Source organism: Microvirga sp. P5_D2 (assembly GCF_054049475.1).
Genome location: NZ_JBFUMH010000148.1, coordinates 1 through 12,865, shown reverse-complemented (window position 1 = coordinate 12,865; position 12,865 = coordinate 1). Strand labels below are relative to the sequence as shown.

15 protein-coding genes and 4 pseudogenes are annotated in these 12,865 nt (G+C 61.9%); 5 read left to right on the top strand and 14 right to left on the bottom strand.

The genetic code is table 11. The features are described from left to right. Positions 1-23 precede the first annotated feature (23 nt). From ACXJKO_RS24785 to ACXJKO_RS24775, 3 genes are all read right to left on the bottom strand, one after another. Positions 24-194 carry a hypothetical protein gene (locus tag ACXJKO_RS24785; protein ID WP_457093732.1) on the bottom strand — a complete coding sequence of 57 codons (171 nt, stop codon included), beginning with the start codon at positions 192-194 and terminating at the stop codon, positions 24-26. Between the two features lie 303 nt (positions 195-497). Continuing rightward, entirely contained in the window at positions 498-815 is a 318-nt protein-coding gene (locus tag ACXJKO_RS24780; protein ID WP_457093731.1) for a DUF1330 domain-containing protein, read from the bottom strand. A 103-nt stretch (positions 816-918) separates the two neighbouring features. Further along, positions 919-1,923: an adenylate/guanylate cyclase domain-containing protein gene (locus tag ACXJKO_RS24775; RefSeq protein WP_457093730.1), complete on the bottom strand. Its 1,005-nt coding sequence runs from the start codon at positions 1,921-1,923 to the stop codon at positions 919-921. A 729-nt stretch (positions 1,924-2,652) separates the two neighbouring features. Between ACXJKO_RS24775 and ACXJKO_RS24770 the strand changes: the two genes are divergently transcribed. From ACXJKO_RS24770 to ACXJKO_RS24755, 4 genes and pseudogenes are all read left to right on the top strand, one after another. Further along, a complete protein-coding gene (locus ACXJKO_RS24770; protein WP_457093729.1) occupies positions 2,653-3,219 on the top strand; it encodes a DUF1003 domain-containing protein in 567 nt (188 codons plus the stop codon). 251 nt (positions 3,220-3,470) lie between these two features. Then, a pseudogene (locus tag ACXJKO_RS24765) lies at positions 3,471-3,683 on the top strand (IS110 family transposase); the annotation flags it as partial. A gap of 54 nt (positions 3,684-3,737) precedes the next feature. Then, positions 3,738-4,252 (top strand): annotated as a pseudogene (locus tag ACXJKO_RS24760) (IS6 family transposase). A 24-nt stretch (positions 4,253-4,276) separates the two neighbouring features. Then, positions 4,277-4,447 carry a hypothetical protein gene (locus ACXJKO_RS24755; RefSeq protein ID WP_457093728.1) on the top strand — a complete coding sequence of 57 codons (171 nt, stop codon included), beginning with the start codon at positions 4,277-4,279 and terminating at the stop codon, positions 4,445-4,447. A gap of 550 nt (positions 4,448-4,997) precedes the next feature. Here ACXJKO_RS24755 and ACXJKO_RS24750 read toward each other — a convergent pair. The 11 genes and pseudogenes from ACXJKO_RS24750 to ACXJKO_RS24700 form a co-directional block, all read right to left on the bottom strand. Further along, positions 4,998-5,168 (bottom strand): annotated as a pseudogene (locus ACXJKO_RS24750) (DnaJ domain-containing protein); the annotation flags it as partial. A 32-nt stretch (positions 5,169-5,200) separates the two neighbouring features. After that, positions 5,201-5,677, bottom strand: coding sequence for a DUF2231 domain-containing protein (locus ACXJKO_RS24745; RefSeq protein WP_457093727.1), 477 nt, complete (start codon positions 5,675-5,677; stop codon positions 5,201-5,203). 252 nt (positions 5,678-5,929) lie between these two features. Then, positions 5,930-6,640, bottom strand: a complete 711-nt coding sequence (locus tag ACXJKO_RS24740; protein ID WP_457093726.1) for an RNA polymerase sigma factor — start codon at positions 6,638-6,640, stop codon at positions 5,930-5,932. Positions 6,641-6,716: 76 nt separating this feature from the next. Continuing rightward, positions 6,717-7,265 (bottom strand): hypothetical protein, encoded by a 549-nt coding sequence (locus tag ACXJKO_RS24735; protein ID WP_457093725.1) that lies wholly within the window; start codon positions 7,263-7,265, stop codon positions 6,717-6,719. Then, positions 7,258-9,060: a family 1 glycosylhydrolase gene (locus tag ACXJKO_RS24730; RefSeq protein ID WP_457093724.1), complete on the bottom strand. Its 1,803-nt coding sequence runs from the start codon at positions 9,058-9,060 to the stop codon at positions 7,258-7,260. Before ACXJKO_RS24730 ends, ACXJKO_RS24735 begins: the two co-directional genes overlap by 8 nt. A 90-nt stretch (positions 9,061-9,150) precedes the next feature. Continuing rightward, positions 9,151-9,531: a plastocyanin/azurin family copper-binding protein gene (locus ACXJKO_RS24725; protein ID WP_457093723.1), complete on the bottom strand. Its 381-nt coding sequence runs from the start codon at positions 9,529-9,531 to the stop codon at positions 9,151-9,153. 148 nt (positions 9,532-9,679) lie between these two features. Continuing rightward, a complete protein-coding gene (locus ACXJKO_RS24720) occupies positions 9,680-10,099 on the bottom strand; it encodes a DUF5602 domain-containing protein (RefSeq protein WP_457093722.1) in 420 nt (139 codons plus the stop codon). 141 nt (positions 10,100-10,240) lie between these two features. After that, positions 10,241-10,933: a CBS domain-containing protein gene (locus ACXJKO_RS24715; RefSeq protein WP_457093721.1), complete on the bottom strand. Its 693-nt coding sequence runs from the start codon at positions 10,931-10,933 to the stop codon at positions 10,241-10,243. A 130-nt stretch (positions 10,934-11,063) separates the two neighbouring features. Continuing rightward, positions 11,064-11,468 carry a DUF488 domain-containing protein gene (locus tag ACXJKO_RS24710; protein WP_457093720.1) on the bottom strand — a complete coding sequence of 135 codons (405 nt, stop codon included), beginning with the start codon at positions 11,466-11,468 and terminating at the stop codon, positions 11,064-11,066. Between the two features lie 62 nt (positions 11,469-11,530). Continuing rightward, positions 11,531-11,863 carry a carboxymuconolactone decarboxylase family protein gene (locus ACXJKO_RS24705; protein ID WP_457093719.1) on the bottom strand — a complete coding sequence of 111 codons (333 nt, stop codon included), beginning with the start codon at positions 11,861-11,863 and terminating at the stop codon, positions 11,531-11,533. A 2-nt stretch (positions 11,864-11,865) separates the two neighbouring features. Then, a complete protein-coding gene (locus ACXJKO_RS24700; protein ID WP_457093718.1) occupies positions 11,866-12,306 on the bottom strand; it encodes a hypothetical protein in 441 nt (146 codons plus the stop codon). A 304-nt stretch (positions 12,307-12,610) separates the two neighbouring features. On the opposite strand from ACXJKO_RS24700, the pseudogene ACXJKO_RS24695 reads away from it, so the two are divergent. After that, positions 12,611-12,865, top strand: a pseudogene (locus tag ACXJKO_RS24695) (cytochrome c oxidase subunit I); the annotation flags it as partial.

Here is a 12,865-nt window from a genome sequence, read left to right as displayed (position 1 = left end):
GAATAGGGCCGTGATAGTTTTGATTAACGTAAAGCATGCGCGTCACCTTTTGGCTTGTGAGATTTTAATCGAGAGAGAACACCACGAATGTGTGCGGCAACCTGTTCGTCGGCCTGCCGTTTCCTCGCTACGCGCGCTTCGCCGATCAAGGTTTCGGCGTCGATTGGGAAATCAGAGGGAGTGAGACCAGTCATCGATGCGCTCCGCACTACAGGCGGGAGCGCATAGCCCTCAGTCGCCGACGCCTGTGAAGCACAAGTCGGCGATAGCTCACATAGGGTCATATGTGAGGCTGAGCCTATGGCTATTCCGAGCTATTCCAATGAGTTCCATAAATGACACTCCGCAAATTGCGCGGGCCTCCTTCAATCTCGCTTCCTGATCAGGGTCAGCGGATTCTGGGGCAGGCTCCATGCCGCGTACTGCGGTCTAAGCTCGAGATTGCGAGGTTGGTTGATTTTTTGCGGGCGCACTTACCTTCCAACGCGACTCTGGTCTCACGCTTGAAATGGCTCGGGCGTAAATGGCGAGCGCTCGATCAGCAGAATCTTGGCGGCCACGCCGACTGACCGGAGATCTTCGAGAACTCTCTGCATCTGCTCGGATTCTTGCGCCTTGCGAGCATCCTCCACCGTTTGGAACTCCAGCATGGTGATCGTGTCTGGGCTGACTCCATCAGTTGTGCGATAGGCCATAAAAGACACCGCGCCAGGCATTTGCAGAAGCTCGGCAATCCACTCTCTGACATGCTGGTTATAGTCGTTCCAGCGATGGGGTTCGGTCGGGCGGTCATACTGAAACATGACATAGGCCATGGGATCCCTCCCTGAAGGCTGGCGCTATCACAGCACACCGGAGCAATCCGCCATAGCGCTCAGAAGGATGCGCCCCCGGTTCAGCCACTTGGTCTCGGCAGGATCAGTCGGAGCGACGATTGCTCTTGAGTTCATTGGCGTTGATCACGCGCGCTAAGAGGTCTTGCAGGGTCTCCCGCTCCCGTTCCGACAGGGCTGCCATCACGCGATCCCGCACCGCAAGGATCGCCGGGTATAACCGTGCATAGAGTTCGAGCCCTTCGGGTGAGAGGCTGAGAAGGCGCAGGTCGCGTCCGTGTTTCCCTGGTGTCCGGCTGACGAACCCTAGAAGCTCAAGGTGCCTGACCATCCGCTGGGCACTCGGAAGGTCAATGCCGATCCGCTCGGCCAGTCGCCGCTCGTCGATGTTCGGCGCATCGTGGAGGGAAGCCAAAACCGCAGGTTCGACCAGTGTCAGGCTCTCTGGCTTGGTCACATCCACCAGCGCGCGGTTCAGGATGGTATGGAAGCGTCGCCCCAGATTGAATTCACTGCGGCGATGCACCGGTGGCAGCGCCCGAGACAGCGGATGATCAGATGGGCGGGCCAAATAAGCTCGTATGGGCACATCGAGGTTTTTCACGAGTTGCGTCCCGAGGTCGTCAAAGGCCAGTGGCAGCACCCTGGACACGTAGTCATAGGCCGTTCCTGAGAGGCAGACCAATCCCGGCTGTGCCAGCTTCTCCATGCGGGCGGCAATGTTCACCCCATCGCCAAACATGTCGCCGTCCCGAACCATGACTTCTCCAACATGGACGCCGATCCGGAAGGTGAGGCGACGGTCCTTGGGGGTTTCCTCGTTGGCCGCGGCAATCCTTTCCTGAATGCCAACCGCACATCGGACCGCATCGACGACGCTTGGGAACTCAGCGAGAATACTGTCGCCTGCGGTGTTGGCCGTGCGACCGCCGTATTGGGTGATGTGCCGATCCATGATCTCGCGGCGGGAGTCGAGCAGGGCCAGAGTTCCTGCCTCATCGGCATTCATCAAGCGCACATAGCCTGCCACGTCAGCGTAGAAGATTGCTGCGAGGCGGCGTTGTATGACTGAGGCGCGCTTGTTCATCATCGGGTGCCGCCCTTCATGGGCCTGCCCAGACCGATGTCACTTCGGTCGAGCCCCTCGGCCTACAGGATAATCGGCCAGCATTGAGTGGCGTTCCTGACAGGCCGGCGACCCCGGCGATATTGCAAGGACCAGCCCTCCAGATCCGGGTTCTCTCACCAGTGGGAGCGGATCGTCAGCGTGCAAAAGGCGAGAATGCCAACCATCAGGAGCAGTGAAATCAACGCTTGGGACAGCATTACATGAATCCCAAGATCACGGCCCCACAGAACAGGAAAGCAAGAGTCGCAGCAAAGAGCGCTTCGTTTTCGTAAGATATGTAGGACCTGATTCTCTGAATCATGATGTCCTCCTAACTTTATCGAAGTATACGCTCTTATTCGACCTAAGTATATGATTGTCTCGAAACATGAATTATTCGATAGGGTCGGAGAGAAATGGCAAGCTATGGGCATAATCCAAGAGATTAGAAACTCGGAACGCGGATCGCTATGCTTCTCTGATCCTCCTGAGTTTTGTCTTGATCGGGTGTGTAGCGGGGTCCGATTGATGGACTTGGCACTCAGGCAGCCGCCGCCCGACATTTTGAGGAGCGGCACGGGTCTCAAAGTACAACAGATGGTTTTCTGGATCACCTTGAGATAGGCCACGTGCGCGAACGGCAAGCCTCCTCCCGTGCCTGTGGCTAGGATAGACTGCAATCTCTGATCAGAGTGACAGCGGAGGGCGCTGATGGACGAGGTGACTCAACTCGCTCGGCAGTTGCTGGACAGCGGCGTAACAAGGCTGTCTGAGCGCGAGCAGCGGGTAATTCTTCACATTGCCAAGCGTTCGCATGTCGCCCGAAATGTGAACAATGTTCTTGAAGAACAGCAGACATTGGGCGAACGCTTCGCGGATCGGGTCGCTCTATTCGGCGGGTCCTGGACCTTCATCATAATCTTCACGGGGATGCTCATCGCTTGGGTTGTTGTGAATACCATTGCCCTGGCCCGCTTTGGCGGAGGCTTTGATCCATATCCCTTCATTTTCCTGAACCTGATACTGTCGATGGTTGCCGCGTTACAAGCCCCTGTGATCCTGATGTCTCAGAACCGACAAGCCGCCAGGGATCGGTTGGCCGCCAGCCTGGATTACGAGGTCAACTTGAAGGCGGAGGTTGAGATCATGGCCCTCCACGACAAGCTTGACCGCATTCGCGTCGAGCACCTCGAAGGCTTGCTTCAGGATCAGACGCAGCGGGTTGAGGAGTTAGACAAGATGGTGCGGGTAGTCCTCGCCAAGCAACTCTCAAGCTAACCTGCCACGCATTTAGTCCGGACTGCCCTGGATCGCCTATGAGCAATGGGGCTGCACAAGCCTGCGCCGACGTGCTCTACTGCGACAAGCCAATCGACCTATGCCAGCTCGCGCAAGCCCTTTCGGCTGAGATGCTGCACTGAGCTCGTCACACGCCTTAGTGAAGGTCTGGTAATGGGATGGTCCGGCCGTGCTTCTGCCCCGCTTGTTCGTACAGTGTGGGGCTTCGAGCCACGCAAGGAGCACGTCTCATGTCACGGTCTTCTTCCTCTGCCGCCATTGCCACGCTGGGCATCGATCTGGGCAAGAACAGCTTCCATCTCGTCGGGCAGGATGAGCGCGGCGCCATCGTGCTGCGGATCAAGCTCTCCCGCACGCAGCTCACCCAGCGCCTGGCGAACATCCCACCCTGCCTGATTGGCATGGAGGCCTGTGCTGGCGCCCACCCCATCGGTCGGCAACTCCGGAGGCACCGTCAGGTTAACCGGTGGGTGACTGGATCGAGGCATATGTGAGGGATGAAGAACACCCGTCATCCTCGCTATGCCCGCCACCGCTTTCCGGCTGAGGTGATCAGCCATGCGGTCTGGTTGTACTTCCGGTTTCCGCTCAGCCTGCGCATGGTCGAGGAGATGCTCGCCGCCCGAGGCATCGCGGTCAGCCACGAGACGGTCCGGCAATGGGCGTTGAAGTTCGGCCAGAGCTTCGCCAAGCAGATCCGCCGCCGTCTTCCGGTAGCCGGAGACAAGTGGCACTTGGACGAGGTTGTCATCAGYATCGCGGGCCGGAAGCATTGGCTCTGGCGAGCTGTCGATCAGCACGGGGCGTGCTCGATATCCTGGTTCAGAGCCGCCGAAACGCAAAGGCCGCCAAGCGGCTGTTGCGCAAGCTGCTCAAGAAGCAAGGCGTCGCACCTCGCGTGATGATCACCGACAAACTGGCCAGCTATGCCGCTGCAAAGCGAGAAGTCATGCCCGGCGTCGAGCATCGGCAGCATAAGGGCTTAAACAATCGAGCGGAAAACAGCCATTAGCCGACCCGACGACGGGAGCGGATCATGAAGCGCTTCAAGTCGGCCGGTCAGGCCCAACGCTTTCTCTCGGTTCACGATCAAGTAGCAAACCTCTTCCGCCGCTCTACCCACTCCAAAGCCGCTGATCATCGCCGTACCCGTGCTCGGGCGTTCCAGGCCTGGACTGAGGTAACCGGCGTCGTGACTGTCGCCTGATCCAGCCTCAAACCAGGGTCCGCGTATCCTTCTCCGACAACTTGACGGTGCCTTCGGGACGCCGACGCGCATGAGCCTTCTCACGGTTGATGGTTCAAGAGACTTCTTGTCTGCGCTCGCCTGTGTGCGGGCATGGAATGACCGATGTTGAGTTAGGCGATACGCCCGAGATCCCTACAGAATGGACGTCATAGTATTGATCGATGTGCTCGCGTTCGACGAGCAGAGGTGGCGACTGGGCGATAATGTCACCCCTGACGCAGATCAGCAATCCACGATTGAAGCATTCAAGAAACACGTCATAGGGGCGCCTTCCGGAAGGCGTCGATGGCTTCCTCGCGATCTACAAGCCCAATGCATCCCGCCACACCAAAGCCTTTCCGTGAGTCGTGGGTACACTGGCCGGCCTTCGGCGTCTGCGACTTCTGCTGGCGGTAGTCACCAATAAGCCTTATGCGGCGACGGCCGACATCCTGGAGGTGCTCAAGTGTCAGGAGGCTGCTCGCGCAGGTGCCGTGGAGTCAGATGGCAGCGGCTGCGGGATCACCGATCACCCTTCACATCGGCTCAACAGAAGGTCCCTGGCTTGGTTCACCCGCGCCGCGAGATAAGTAGAGCCGCCTTGATCCGGGTGGAGCTTCTTCATCAAGGACCGGTGTGCCTGTCGTATTTGATCGGCGGTGGCTCCTGGTTGAAGATCTAGGATCCGGTAGGCTTCTTCGGGCTGGCAGCACGGCGACGTGCGCACTCGGATCAGGATCCCTGGTCCGAGACGGCGACCCGGTGGCGGTAGACCATCTCCCAGCCGCGCCAGCCGGTGTAGAGCAGGAGAAGCACGACCACGAGCGAGATGACGAGCCCTGTCGGCAGAACGGCGGCGTCTCCCGCCTCGTAGCGGCGATACCAGTTCCACAGGGAGAGGAGCACGACGACGACATTTCCGATCATGTGGTGCCAGGCTGCCGACAGATCGCGGATGCGCCGGTCGCCCATGAAGTCGGTCAGGCCGGCCAGAGCCGCAAGGGCGGCCATGATGAGCGCGGCACTCAGAAGATACAGCGAGGCCGTGCTCCAGGCGCTGTTGCCCGTGTTCCAGAAGAGCAGGTCACACACGAGGGTGGCTACGAGAAAGGCGACCGGGAAGGGGATCAGCATCGGATGGAGCGGGTGTCCGGCGATCTGCGCGGTGCTCTGGGGATTATGGTCTCGTACAGGGTTCTCAGCTCGCATGGCGTTCTCCGTTCCTCATTCAGCGGGAAGTTCCGCGTTGGTCTTGCCCTTCGGCTTCGAAGGGCGCCGCATCAATCCGATTGTCGCCGCAAAGGCGCCCAGCACCGCTGCTCCGACGATGCCATGCACCAGCGACACAGAGGCATTGCCCCTGCGCGTCCAACCCGGCGGAGGCTCCGATGGTGACAACAACCTTACGCCGGCCCGCCTGCCTCGATCTTCGTGAGGCTTGGAATCCCGGCAGAGGCATGGTCATTTCTCCGGCTGCTCCGGGAGGCCGAGGCGTTCCAGCACGACTCCCGTGATCCGGGCGCAACGCACACCGGCGCATGGGAAAACATCGGTCAATGCGGATGCCAGGGTTTTGTTGAGGGCCTCGCGCAAGAGGCGTCTGGCGCGATGGAGCCTGGTCTTGACCGTCTCCGGGCGCAGGCCCAAATGCGACGCGGTCTCCTCGACGCTCATCTCCTCGATGTCCCGGAGCACGAAGACCATGCGGAAGGAATTGGGCAGCTGGTCCACCGCGCGTTCGAGCAGACGCCGCACCTGGGTCCGGGCGGCGGCGGCTTCCGGATCACTGTCCTGGCGGGCCGACGGCAGATAAATCACGCGGGCCTCTCCTTGATCGCTGATGGCATCAATGTCCTTCAGGCCAACCGTGGTGCGTCGCCGTCGGAGCCGACCGAGCGCCTCATTCAGCGCGATGCGCGTGAGCCAGGTCGAGAGTTGCGCCTCGCCACGAAAGCCGTCCAGATGGGTGAAGGCGCGGACATAGGCCTCCTGAACCACGTCTTCGGCTTCGGCATCGTCGTTGAGGATGCTGCGGGCAGCACGATAGAGCCGGCGGTTGTGCCGCTGCATGATGAGCCGGACCGCGGCCCCGTCCCGCTGGCGCGCCCGTTCCACCAGCGCCCAATCATCGAGCCTGTCCAACCCCGTTGCCGCGACTGCCAGAGTTTGCATGGCCAAGCTCCTGTTGTTGCCCATTAGATGGGGCACTCGGATAAAGGTTCCCAAATCGCACGGGAGGCAGATCCTCTCAAAGCGATGGGCGCCTGGACGAAGGCAGCGGCCGAAGCATCTGCGTCTGGGCCGCCGCCTCCGGTCCCGTGCTCCCGGATGCTGCCTCGGCTTCGCTCTTCAGGCCGCCATGCAGACGGCGGTGGACCAGAGGGAACACCAATCCCAAAGCGAGACCCCAGAGCAGTTGGGCCAACAGCAGTCCCGCAGCCGGATAGCCGCGCAGGATCGGCTGCTCTGGCAGCCATTGCAGCACCGGGACGGGCCCGAGCATCCACAGGACGAAGCCGAATGCCAGGCCGAAGAGCCAGCCGCCCCGCAGGTCGTTGGCCGCCCGCTGGAACAGCCAGCCATAAAGGATCCCACCGAACAGCATCATCCCGACATAGGCGAGGCTGGCAGCCAACACGGACGTGCCGGTTGCCCTGGCAGGCGCGTCGAGCGCCTGGAAGCCGGCGAGGGCCGCCAAAGCCGGGACCGTGGCCATCACCCCTGCAATGGCGCCGGCCAGAAGCGGCCGTTGGGTTGGACCGGCATCGAGGCCATGGGCCTGGAGCATCCTAAGCATGCTGCCTCCTTGCCTCCCGTGTAGCGACCGTCGAGGCCGCTTCCAGCACCGCCTCAATGGTCGGGGCCTCGCCGAGATCAGCCCCGAAGAGGCGCACGAGGTGCTGGTAGGCGAGGCCAACCGTTCGCGGATCGCGGTTGAGGTCGAACAGGCCGACCGGATTGACATTGCCGAGCGGCTCGCGCAGCGCGATGTCCCAGTCGACCTGATCCGTGAGCGAATACCAGGTGAAGCCCACGACCGGCACACCAGCTTGACGGATCAGCTGCACGTTGTGCCATTGCCGCCAGAGCCAGCGCGGTCCGTCGCGGGCATCCATGCGGTTGGTCTCGGTGTGCATCATCGGCCGCCGATAGCGCTGGTAGTACTGGCCGGCGACGGCGTACCAGCCGAACAGCTCGCCCAACGCCTGTGCATGGCCCGTGCTGTCGATGAGCTTCTCGTTCCACTCGTAGTAGTCGACTCCAAGGATCGACCGCCGGCGCACGTCCTGCTGCATGAACCAGGCGTATTCCTCATCCGGCATGCCGTGCTGGTGGAGATGGGTCCGCATGTCGTCCTGCACGGGACGGGCGTAGAGCAGATCCAGCGGAAGGAATCGCCGCTCGTTCTCGAAGGCGGCGATGCGTCGGACCTCTGGATCCGGGCAGCAGGGCTGGTAGAACTCACCGCTCTCGCTGTTTACGAACACGGCATCTGGGCGCTCGCACGCAATCGCCTGCATCATCAGAATATTGGCCTTGGCGAGATGACGGACTGCGGAGACGAAGGCGCGCTCGTCCCGGCACTGTTCGTTCCACAAGCCTTCGAGGGCGCTGAGCTTGGCGCACACATACATTTCGTTGACAGGGGTGTAGAGCTGCACCCACGGATAGCGGCGGGCAAACGCCCGGGCATAGTCGGCGAGCGCCTGCGGCACCTCCGGGTTCTGAAAGTTCTGCAGCCAGTCGGGCAGACCGAAGTGGCACAGGTCCATGATCGGTATGATGTCGAGCCGCTGCATTTCGGCGGCGACCTCATCCATGAAGGCCCAGTCATACTGACCTGGGCCGCGATGGATGAGGTGCAGGGGAGGGCCGTAGCGCAGGTAGCGCAGCCCGAGATCCCGCACGAGCTGGAGGTCCGTGCGCCAGTGGCGGTAATGGCCGCAGGCTGCCATCTGGTCCATGCGCCACCGCCCGCCTTCAACAGTGGGGTAGCTGCACTCGATGCCGGTGGCGAACATGAACCGGTGACCGGCCGGGTCGGGAGTCGAGCCGACGGGTGGGCGCAATCCGCCAAGTCTGCGGCTCAGGCGCGGCGGCCGGTCTGCCCGGTAGCCGACGGGCCGGGTGTAGAGCAGGCCCAGCACGCCGCCCCAGATCAGATGACCGGCTGCGATGGAGAGCGGCTCGTGCACACCGCCGCTCAGCCCGAACAGGCCCGAGGAGGAGAGTTGGCCGCTTTGGACGAGCGGGTGCATCAGGTCGAACTGCGGATGCATGATGAAGATCGCCAGCGGCATGGGCACGAAGGCGAACACCAGGCCCTGGAGAACAGGGCGCAGCGGCAGGATGGACCAGAAGAAATAGGCGTAGAACACGGCCCAGATCGCGCCGACCATCAGGTGGACCGCCATGCCGGTCAGCCAAGCCGCCCATGCCGGCGCATGGGGGAGGATCAGGGTCCCGAGGGTCGAAACAAGATCAAAGAACGGCACACGAGCCCAGATCAGCAGCCGGGCGACAACCTCCCAAGCGATGGCACCTGCCATGCCGGCGAGAACCACCTTCGAGTAGGCAACCGAGCGGATCATGGCGCCCTCCTCTATGCCTGGTGGGGGCGTTGGGAACGACCATTGGATCGGCAGGAACCAGGAAGGTTCCCGCCGGTGCTGGATCAGCCCTTACGTGCGCCTGACGATGCCGCGGCGCATGATCTCGTCGACGGGCGGGAAGGCTTGGAGCGCGATCCCGGGCAGGGGTTCCCCGCCCGCCGCTTGCGCCGCCACGCTGGCAGCTGGAGACCGGCCCGGCTGACCGACGATGATCCGCCCGACCATGCCGGCGTGCTCGTGCGGAACGCAGAAGAAGTCGTACACGCCTTCCACGGTGAGCGTGACCGAGAAGGTCTCGTTCGGCAGCAGGTAGTCCGAATTCCAGGGCTCCGCTCCTTCGGGGATGCGCAGCGGACGCTCGAAGTTCTTCGGATGATAGGCCGTAACCGTGTGGGAGTTCCCGGGATCCAGGTTGATCCAGCCGATCGTCCGACCCGGCTCGACGCGCACAGGCCGACCGGGTCGAACCAGACATGCGAGCCGTCTGTGTTGCCCTGCATCCGCATCTCCACCGGTTCACCGGCCCGCGGAAGCCGGGGCCATGCCAGACCGGCGAGGAGGCCCCCGCCGATCTGCAGGATGTGTCTGCGCGAAATCGTCACTTTGCCGCCACCCGCTGCTCGTCGGCCTTGGGAACATGCCAGAGGACGACATGCGCATGGGGCTTCTCCACGCCCGGATGGCCGGCGTTGAAGTAGACGTCGACATGATCGACCTTGCCACCAGGCGCGGCGAGATCATCGAAGCGCTTGTCCTTGTTCGACAGGTCCTCGATGGGCAGCATGTAGACCGTGCTGACGAGCCGTCCGTCGCGGTCGTAGGCGAGGAACGGACCGGCGGGCAGGGTCTTGGGATCGACATAGAGCTGACCGAGCCCCGGCAGGAAGTCGGGGATCTTCACGAGGTCGCTCACCTTCTTGTAAGCGCCCGAAGGCGGCGCCTTCTCGACTTGGTCGGCGGCCAAGGCCGGCATGGCAAGTGCAGCGGTGAGAGCGATGGCGGCAACGCGGGCAAGCATGAGATCCTCCATGGGGACAGCTGAAAACGCGGGTTACGCAACGCATTGGATGACGGGCCCATCAAAAGGTTCCCGCCGCACTGAAGTCCTTGGGACGAACCCGACTGTGTCGAGCAGCAGGGAGGACAAGCCTTCGCGCACTCAGAAGACGTAGGAGGCGGGCGGTACTATCGAGAGGTGATCCTCCACAGCCTTCACGCCGGCCTGGTTCTCCGCAGCGAGGCGGATGGCGTGTCGCTCCTCCTCAGATTGGACAATGCCGAACAGGTGAACGATGCCGTTCTCGACGACGATGTTCTTCGACAGGAGATAGGCCCAGGGCTGTTCTTCGAGCTCCTCGTTCAGCCGCTCCCGGATGACGCGGTCGGCAACGTTCATCGGCTTCGACACGTCGGTGGTCGCCAGAACCTGAAGCAGGTTGCTTCTGGTCACGATGCCGACGAGCCTCCCGTTCCGCATCACCGGAACGCGTTTGATCCGGTGTTGCTCCAGAGCGCGGGCCGTGTCGGCGACCGACGTGGTCTCCAGGACCGTGACCACGTCTTTCGTCATGACGTCGCTGGCCGTCCGACCATGTGATTTGGCGTAGTGCTGAGCCAGCACGGTGGGACCGTTCAGGAAAGTCTGCCACCAGGAGCGGCGCTGTTCACCGGCCAATTGGGCATGCCCGATCAGGTCGCCTTCGCTGACGATGCCGAGCAGTCGCTCCTCGTCATCAATCACCGGAACGCCGCTGATATGATGGTCGCAGAGCAACTTGGCGATCTCATGGATCGACGTCTCGGGCCTAACCGTGATGACGGCTCTCGTCGTGACATCTGCGGCGGTGAGCATGCCTGCCTCCTCTGGGTGCGCGCTGACGAGAGGCTTGTGAAGGAATGCCGGTCATCGGCGCCATCGGTCGACAAGCAAACGGTACGCTCGGACAAGGTATGTGACAAACGAATAGCTTTGCCGCTTCAAATCACTTTTTTTGCTCCTTGGCTCCTTCTCGGTCTGTCCCGCTGTGCAGAATGACGTTCCTGAGGACAACGGCATCGTTGTGCACCTCGTCACGGGCGGAGAACACCAGGGTGATCCGGCCCTTGCGGGCGCGGGCCCGCAACTCCTCCAACAAATCTTGATCGTCATGTATCTCGGCGGCATAGCGGCGGCAGAACTCGTGCCATCGGTCGGGGTCATGGCCAAACCAGCGGCGCAACTCGGTGCTGGGCGCGATGTTCTTCATCCATTGGTCGAGGGCAACGGCTTCCTTGGAGAGCGCGCGAGGCCAGAGCCGGTCGACAAGAATGCGGATGCCGTCATCCGCGGCAGGCGGTTCATAGGCCCGCTTCAGCCGGACGTTGCCGTTCGGAACCTTTGTGCTCATCGGAATGCTCCAGGCCAGAGATCAGCGGCAGGGCGCACCATGGCCTTCTCATCGCGTATTACCTACCGATCCTCGGACAGGGAGGCGACCATGATCGCGGCATGGGCGTAGGCCGCGCCGGCCCGCATCTCCGCCGCGACCCAGACCGCCTCCATGAGCTCCTGCGCGGTCGCGCCCGCATGTTGGGCGGCTTTGGTGTGTCCCTGGATGCAGTAGGGACATTGAGTAACGTGGGCGACGGCGACCGCAATCAACTGCTTTGTCCTGGCATCCAGAGCACCATCTGCGAACACCTGGCGTCCGAAGGCCTCGAACGCGGCCTGGACATCGGGCGCGAGATCCCGACGCTTGCGGGCTGCCTCGGGAGACGGCTGCGGGTATAGTGTGGCGGTCATGGTCATTTCCTCACGAAACCGAGGTCGGTGCCGTTGAGCAGCACGGACACGGGCGACGCCCGGTTGGGAGGTGCTCCAACCTCAACCTCCAATCTCACCTGAACGGCGGTAAGTCGGATCTCGGGTGAGGGCGCCGGCGCGGTTTGGCGGGGATCCTTGCCGCTGGCGGGCGCGCCTTCGGCAGCCGCTGTCGCACTGCCTCGGCGGGCCTTCAGGTGAAGGTCTGCCACGTTGATGAGTTGAAAGAGATAGAAGCCGTTCCATTGAACACTGGCTTCCGCCGCTTCGTGGTTGAAGCTCAAGGATCCGATGACACTCTCGTTGACCCGTCCGACGAACTCCCATGGCGGGCCGGTGATGAACGATGGCACCGGTCGATCTTCCGGAACAGCGCAGATGAGCTCATCCCGATCCGCGCGGCGGAACAAGTTGTAGGTTCGCATGGCCAACCTCCCGTTGTCGCGACGCCCCTCAAGCGCGAGGGTGGACCAGCCGGTGGGCCTGAGACGCCACTTGGTCCCTCGACAACATCAACAAAGTTCGTCCCGAGGTGCCTATGTGGCAAACGAATTCTTTTGAATGTTCCGAGCGGAATTTCTGCATCCTCACGGAACTGATTGCCGTTCGAACGGCAATCCCGGGATGATCCGGCAGCCAACAAAGTTTTTGCATTTATTCGGCAAAAGAATTTATTTGCCACACTTATGCTGGTGCTCGAACGTGGTCATGTTTCGAGAGTGCCTCTTCATGCCCGATAGAGTTCAGCCGCTCGCAGTTCACGCCGAGACCCATGGGGCTCCCTCGTTCTGGCGCCGGTGGTTCTATTCCACAAACCACAAGGACATCGGCACGCTCTACCTCATCTTCGGCTTCACGGCCGGCATCGTCGGCGGCCTTCTGTCCATCGCAATGCGCATGGAGCTTCAGGAGCCCGGCCTGCAGTTCTTCTCCAACCCGCAGGCGTTCAACGTCTTCGTGACGGGCCACGGCCTCATCATGGTG

Coding starts and splice junctions, on each gene's coding strand:
- ACXJKO_RS24730 (WP_457093724.1), bottom strand. CDS start 9,060: ATGATCCGCTCGGTTGCCTACTCGAAGGTGGTTCTCGCCGGCATGGCA.
- ACXJKO_RS24755 (WP_457093728.1), top strand. CDS start 4,277: ATGAAGCGCTTCAAGTCGGCCGGTCAGGCCCAACGCTTTCTCTCGGTT.
- ACXJKO_RS24770 (WP_457093729.1), top strand. CDS start 2,653: ATGGACGAGGTGACTCAACTCGCTCGGCAGTTGCTGGACAGCGGCGTA.
- ACXJKO_RS24705 (WP_457093719.1), bottom strand. CDS start 11,863: ATGACCGCCACACTATACCCGCAGCCGTCTCCCGAGGCAGCCCGCAAG.
- ACXJKO_RS24735 (WP_457093725.1), bottom strand. CDS start 7,265: ATGCTTAGGATGCTCCAGGCCCATGGCCTCGATGCCGGTCCAACCCAA.
- ACXJKO_RS24745 (WP_457093727.1), bottom strand. CDS start 5,677: ATGCGAGCTGAGAACCCTGTACGAGACCATAATCCCCAGAGCACCGCG.
- ACXJKO_RS24780 (WP_457093731.1), bottom strand. CDS start 815: ATGGCCTATGTCATGTTTCAGTATGACCGCCCGACCGAACCCCATCGC.
- ACXJKO_RS24720 (WP_457093722.1), bottom strand. CDS start 10,099: ATGCTTGCCCGCGTTGCCGCCATCGCTCTCACCGCTGCACTTGCCATG.
- ACXJKO_RS24700 (WP_457093718.1), bottom strand. CDS start 12,306: ATGCGAACCTACAACTTGTTCCGCCGCGCGGATCGGGATGAGCTCATC.
- ACXJKO_RS24775 (WP_457093730.1), bottom strand. CDS start 1,923: ATGATGAACAAGCGCGCCTCAGTCATACAACGCCGCCTCGCAGCAATC.
- ACXJKO_RS24710 (WP_457093720.1), bottom strand. CDS start 11,468: ATGAGCACAAAGGTTCCGAACGGCAACGTCCGGCTGAAGCGGGCCTAT.
- ACXJKO_RS24740 (WP_457093726.1), bottom strand. CDS start 6,640: ATGCAAACTCTGGCAGTCGCGGCAACGGGGTTGGACAGGCTCGATGAT.
- ACXJKO_RS24715 (WP_457093721.1), bottom strand. CDS start 10,933: ATGCTCACCGCCGCAGATGTCACGACGAGAGCCGTCATCACGGTTAGG.
- ACXJKO_RS24785 (WP_457093732.1), bottom strand. CDS start 194: ATGACTGGTCTCACTCCCTCTGATTTCCCAATCGACGCCGAAACCTTG.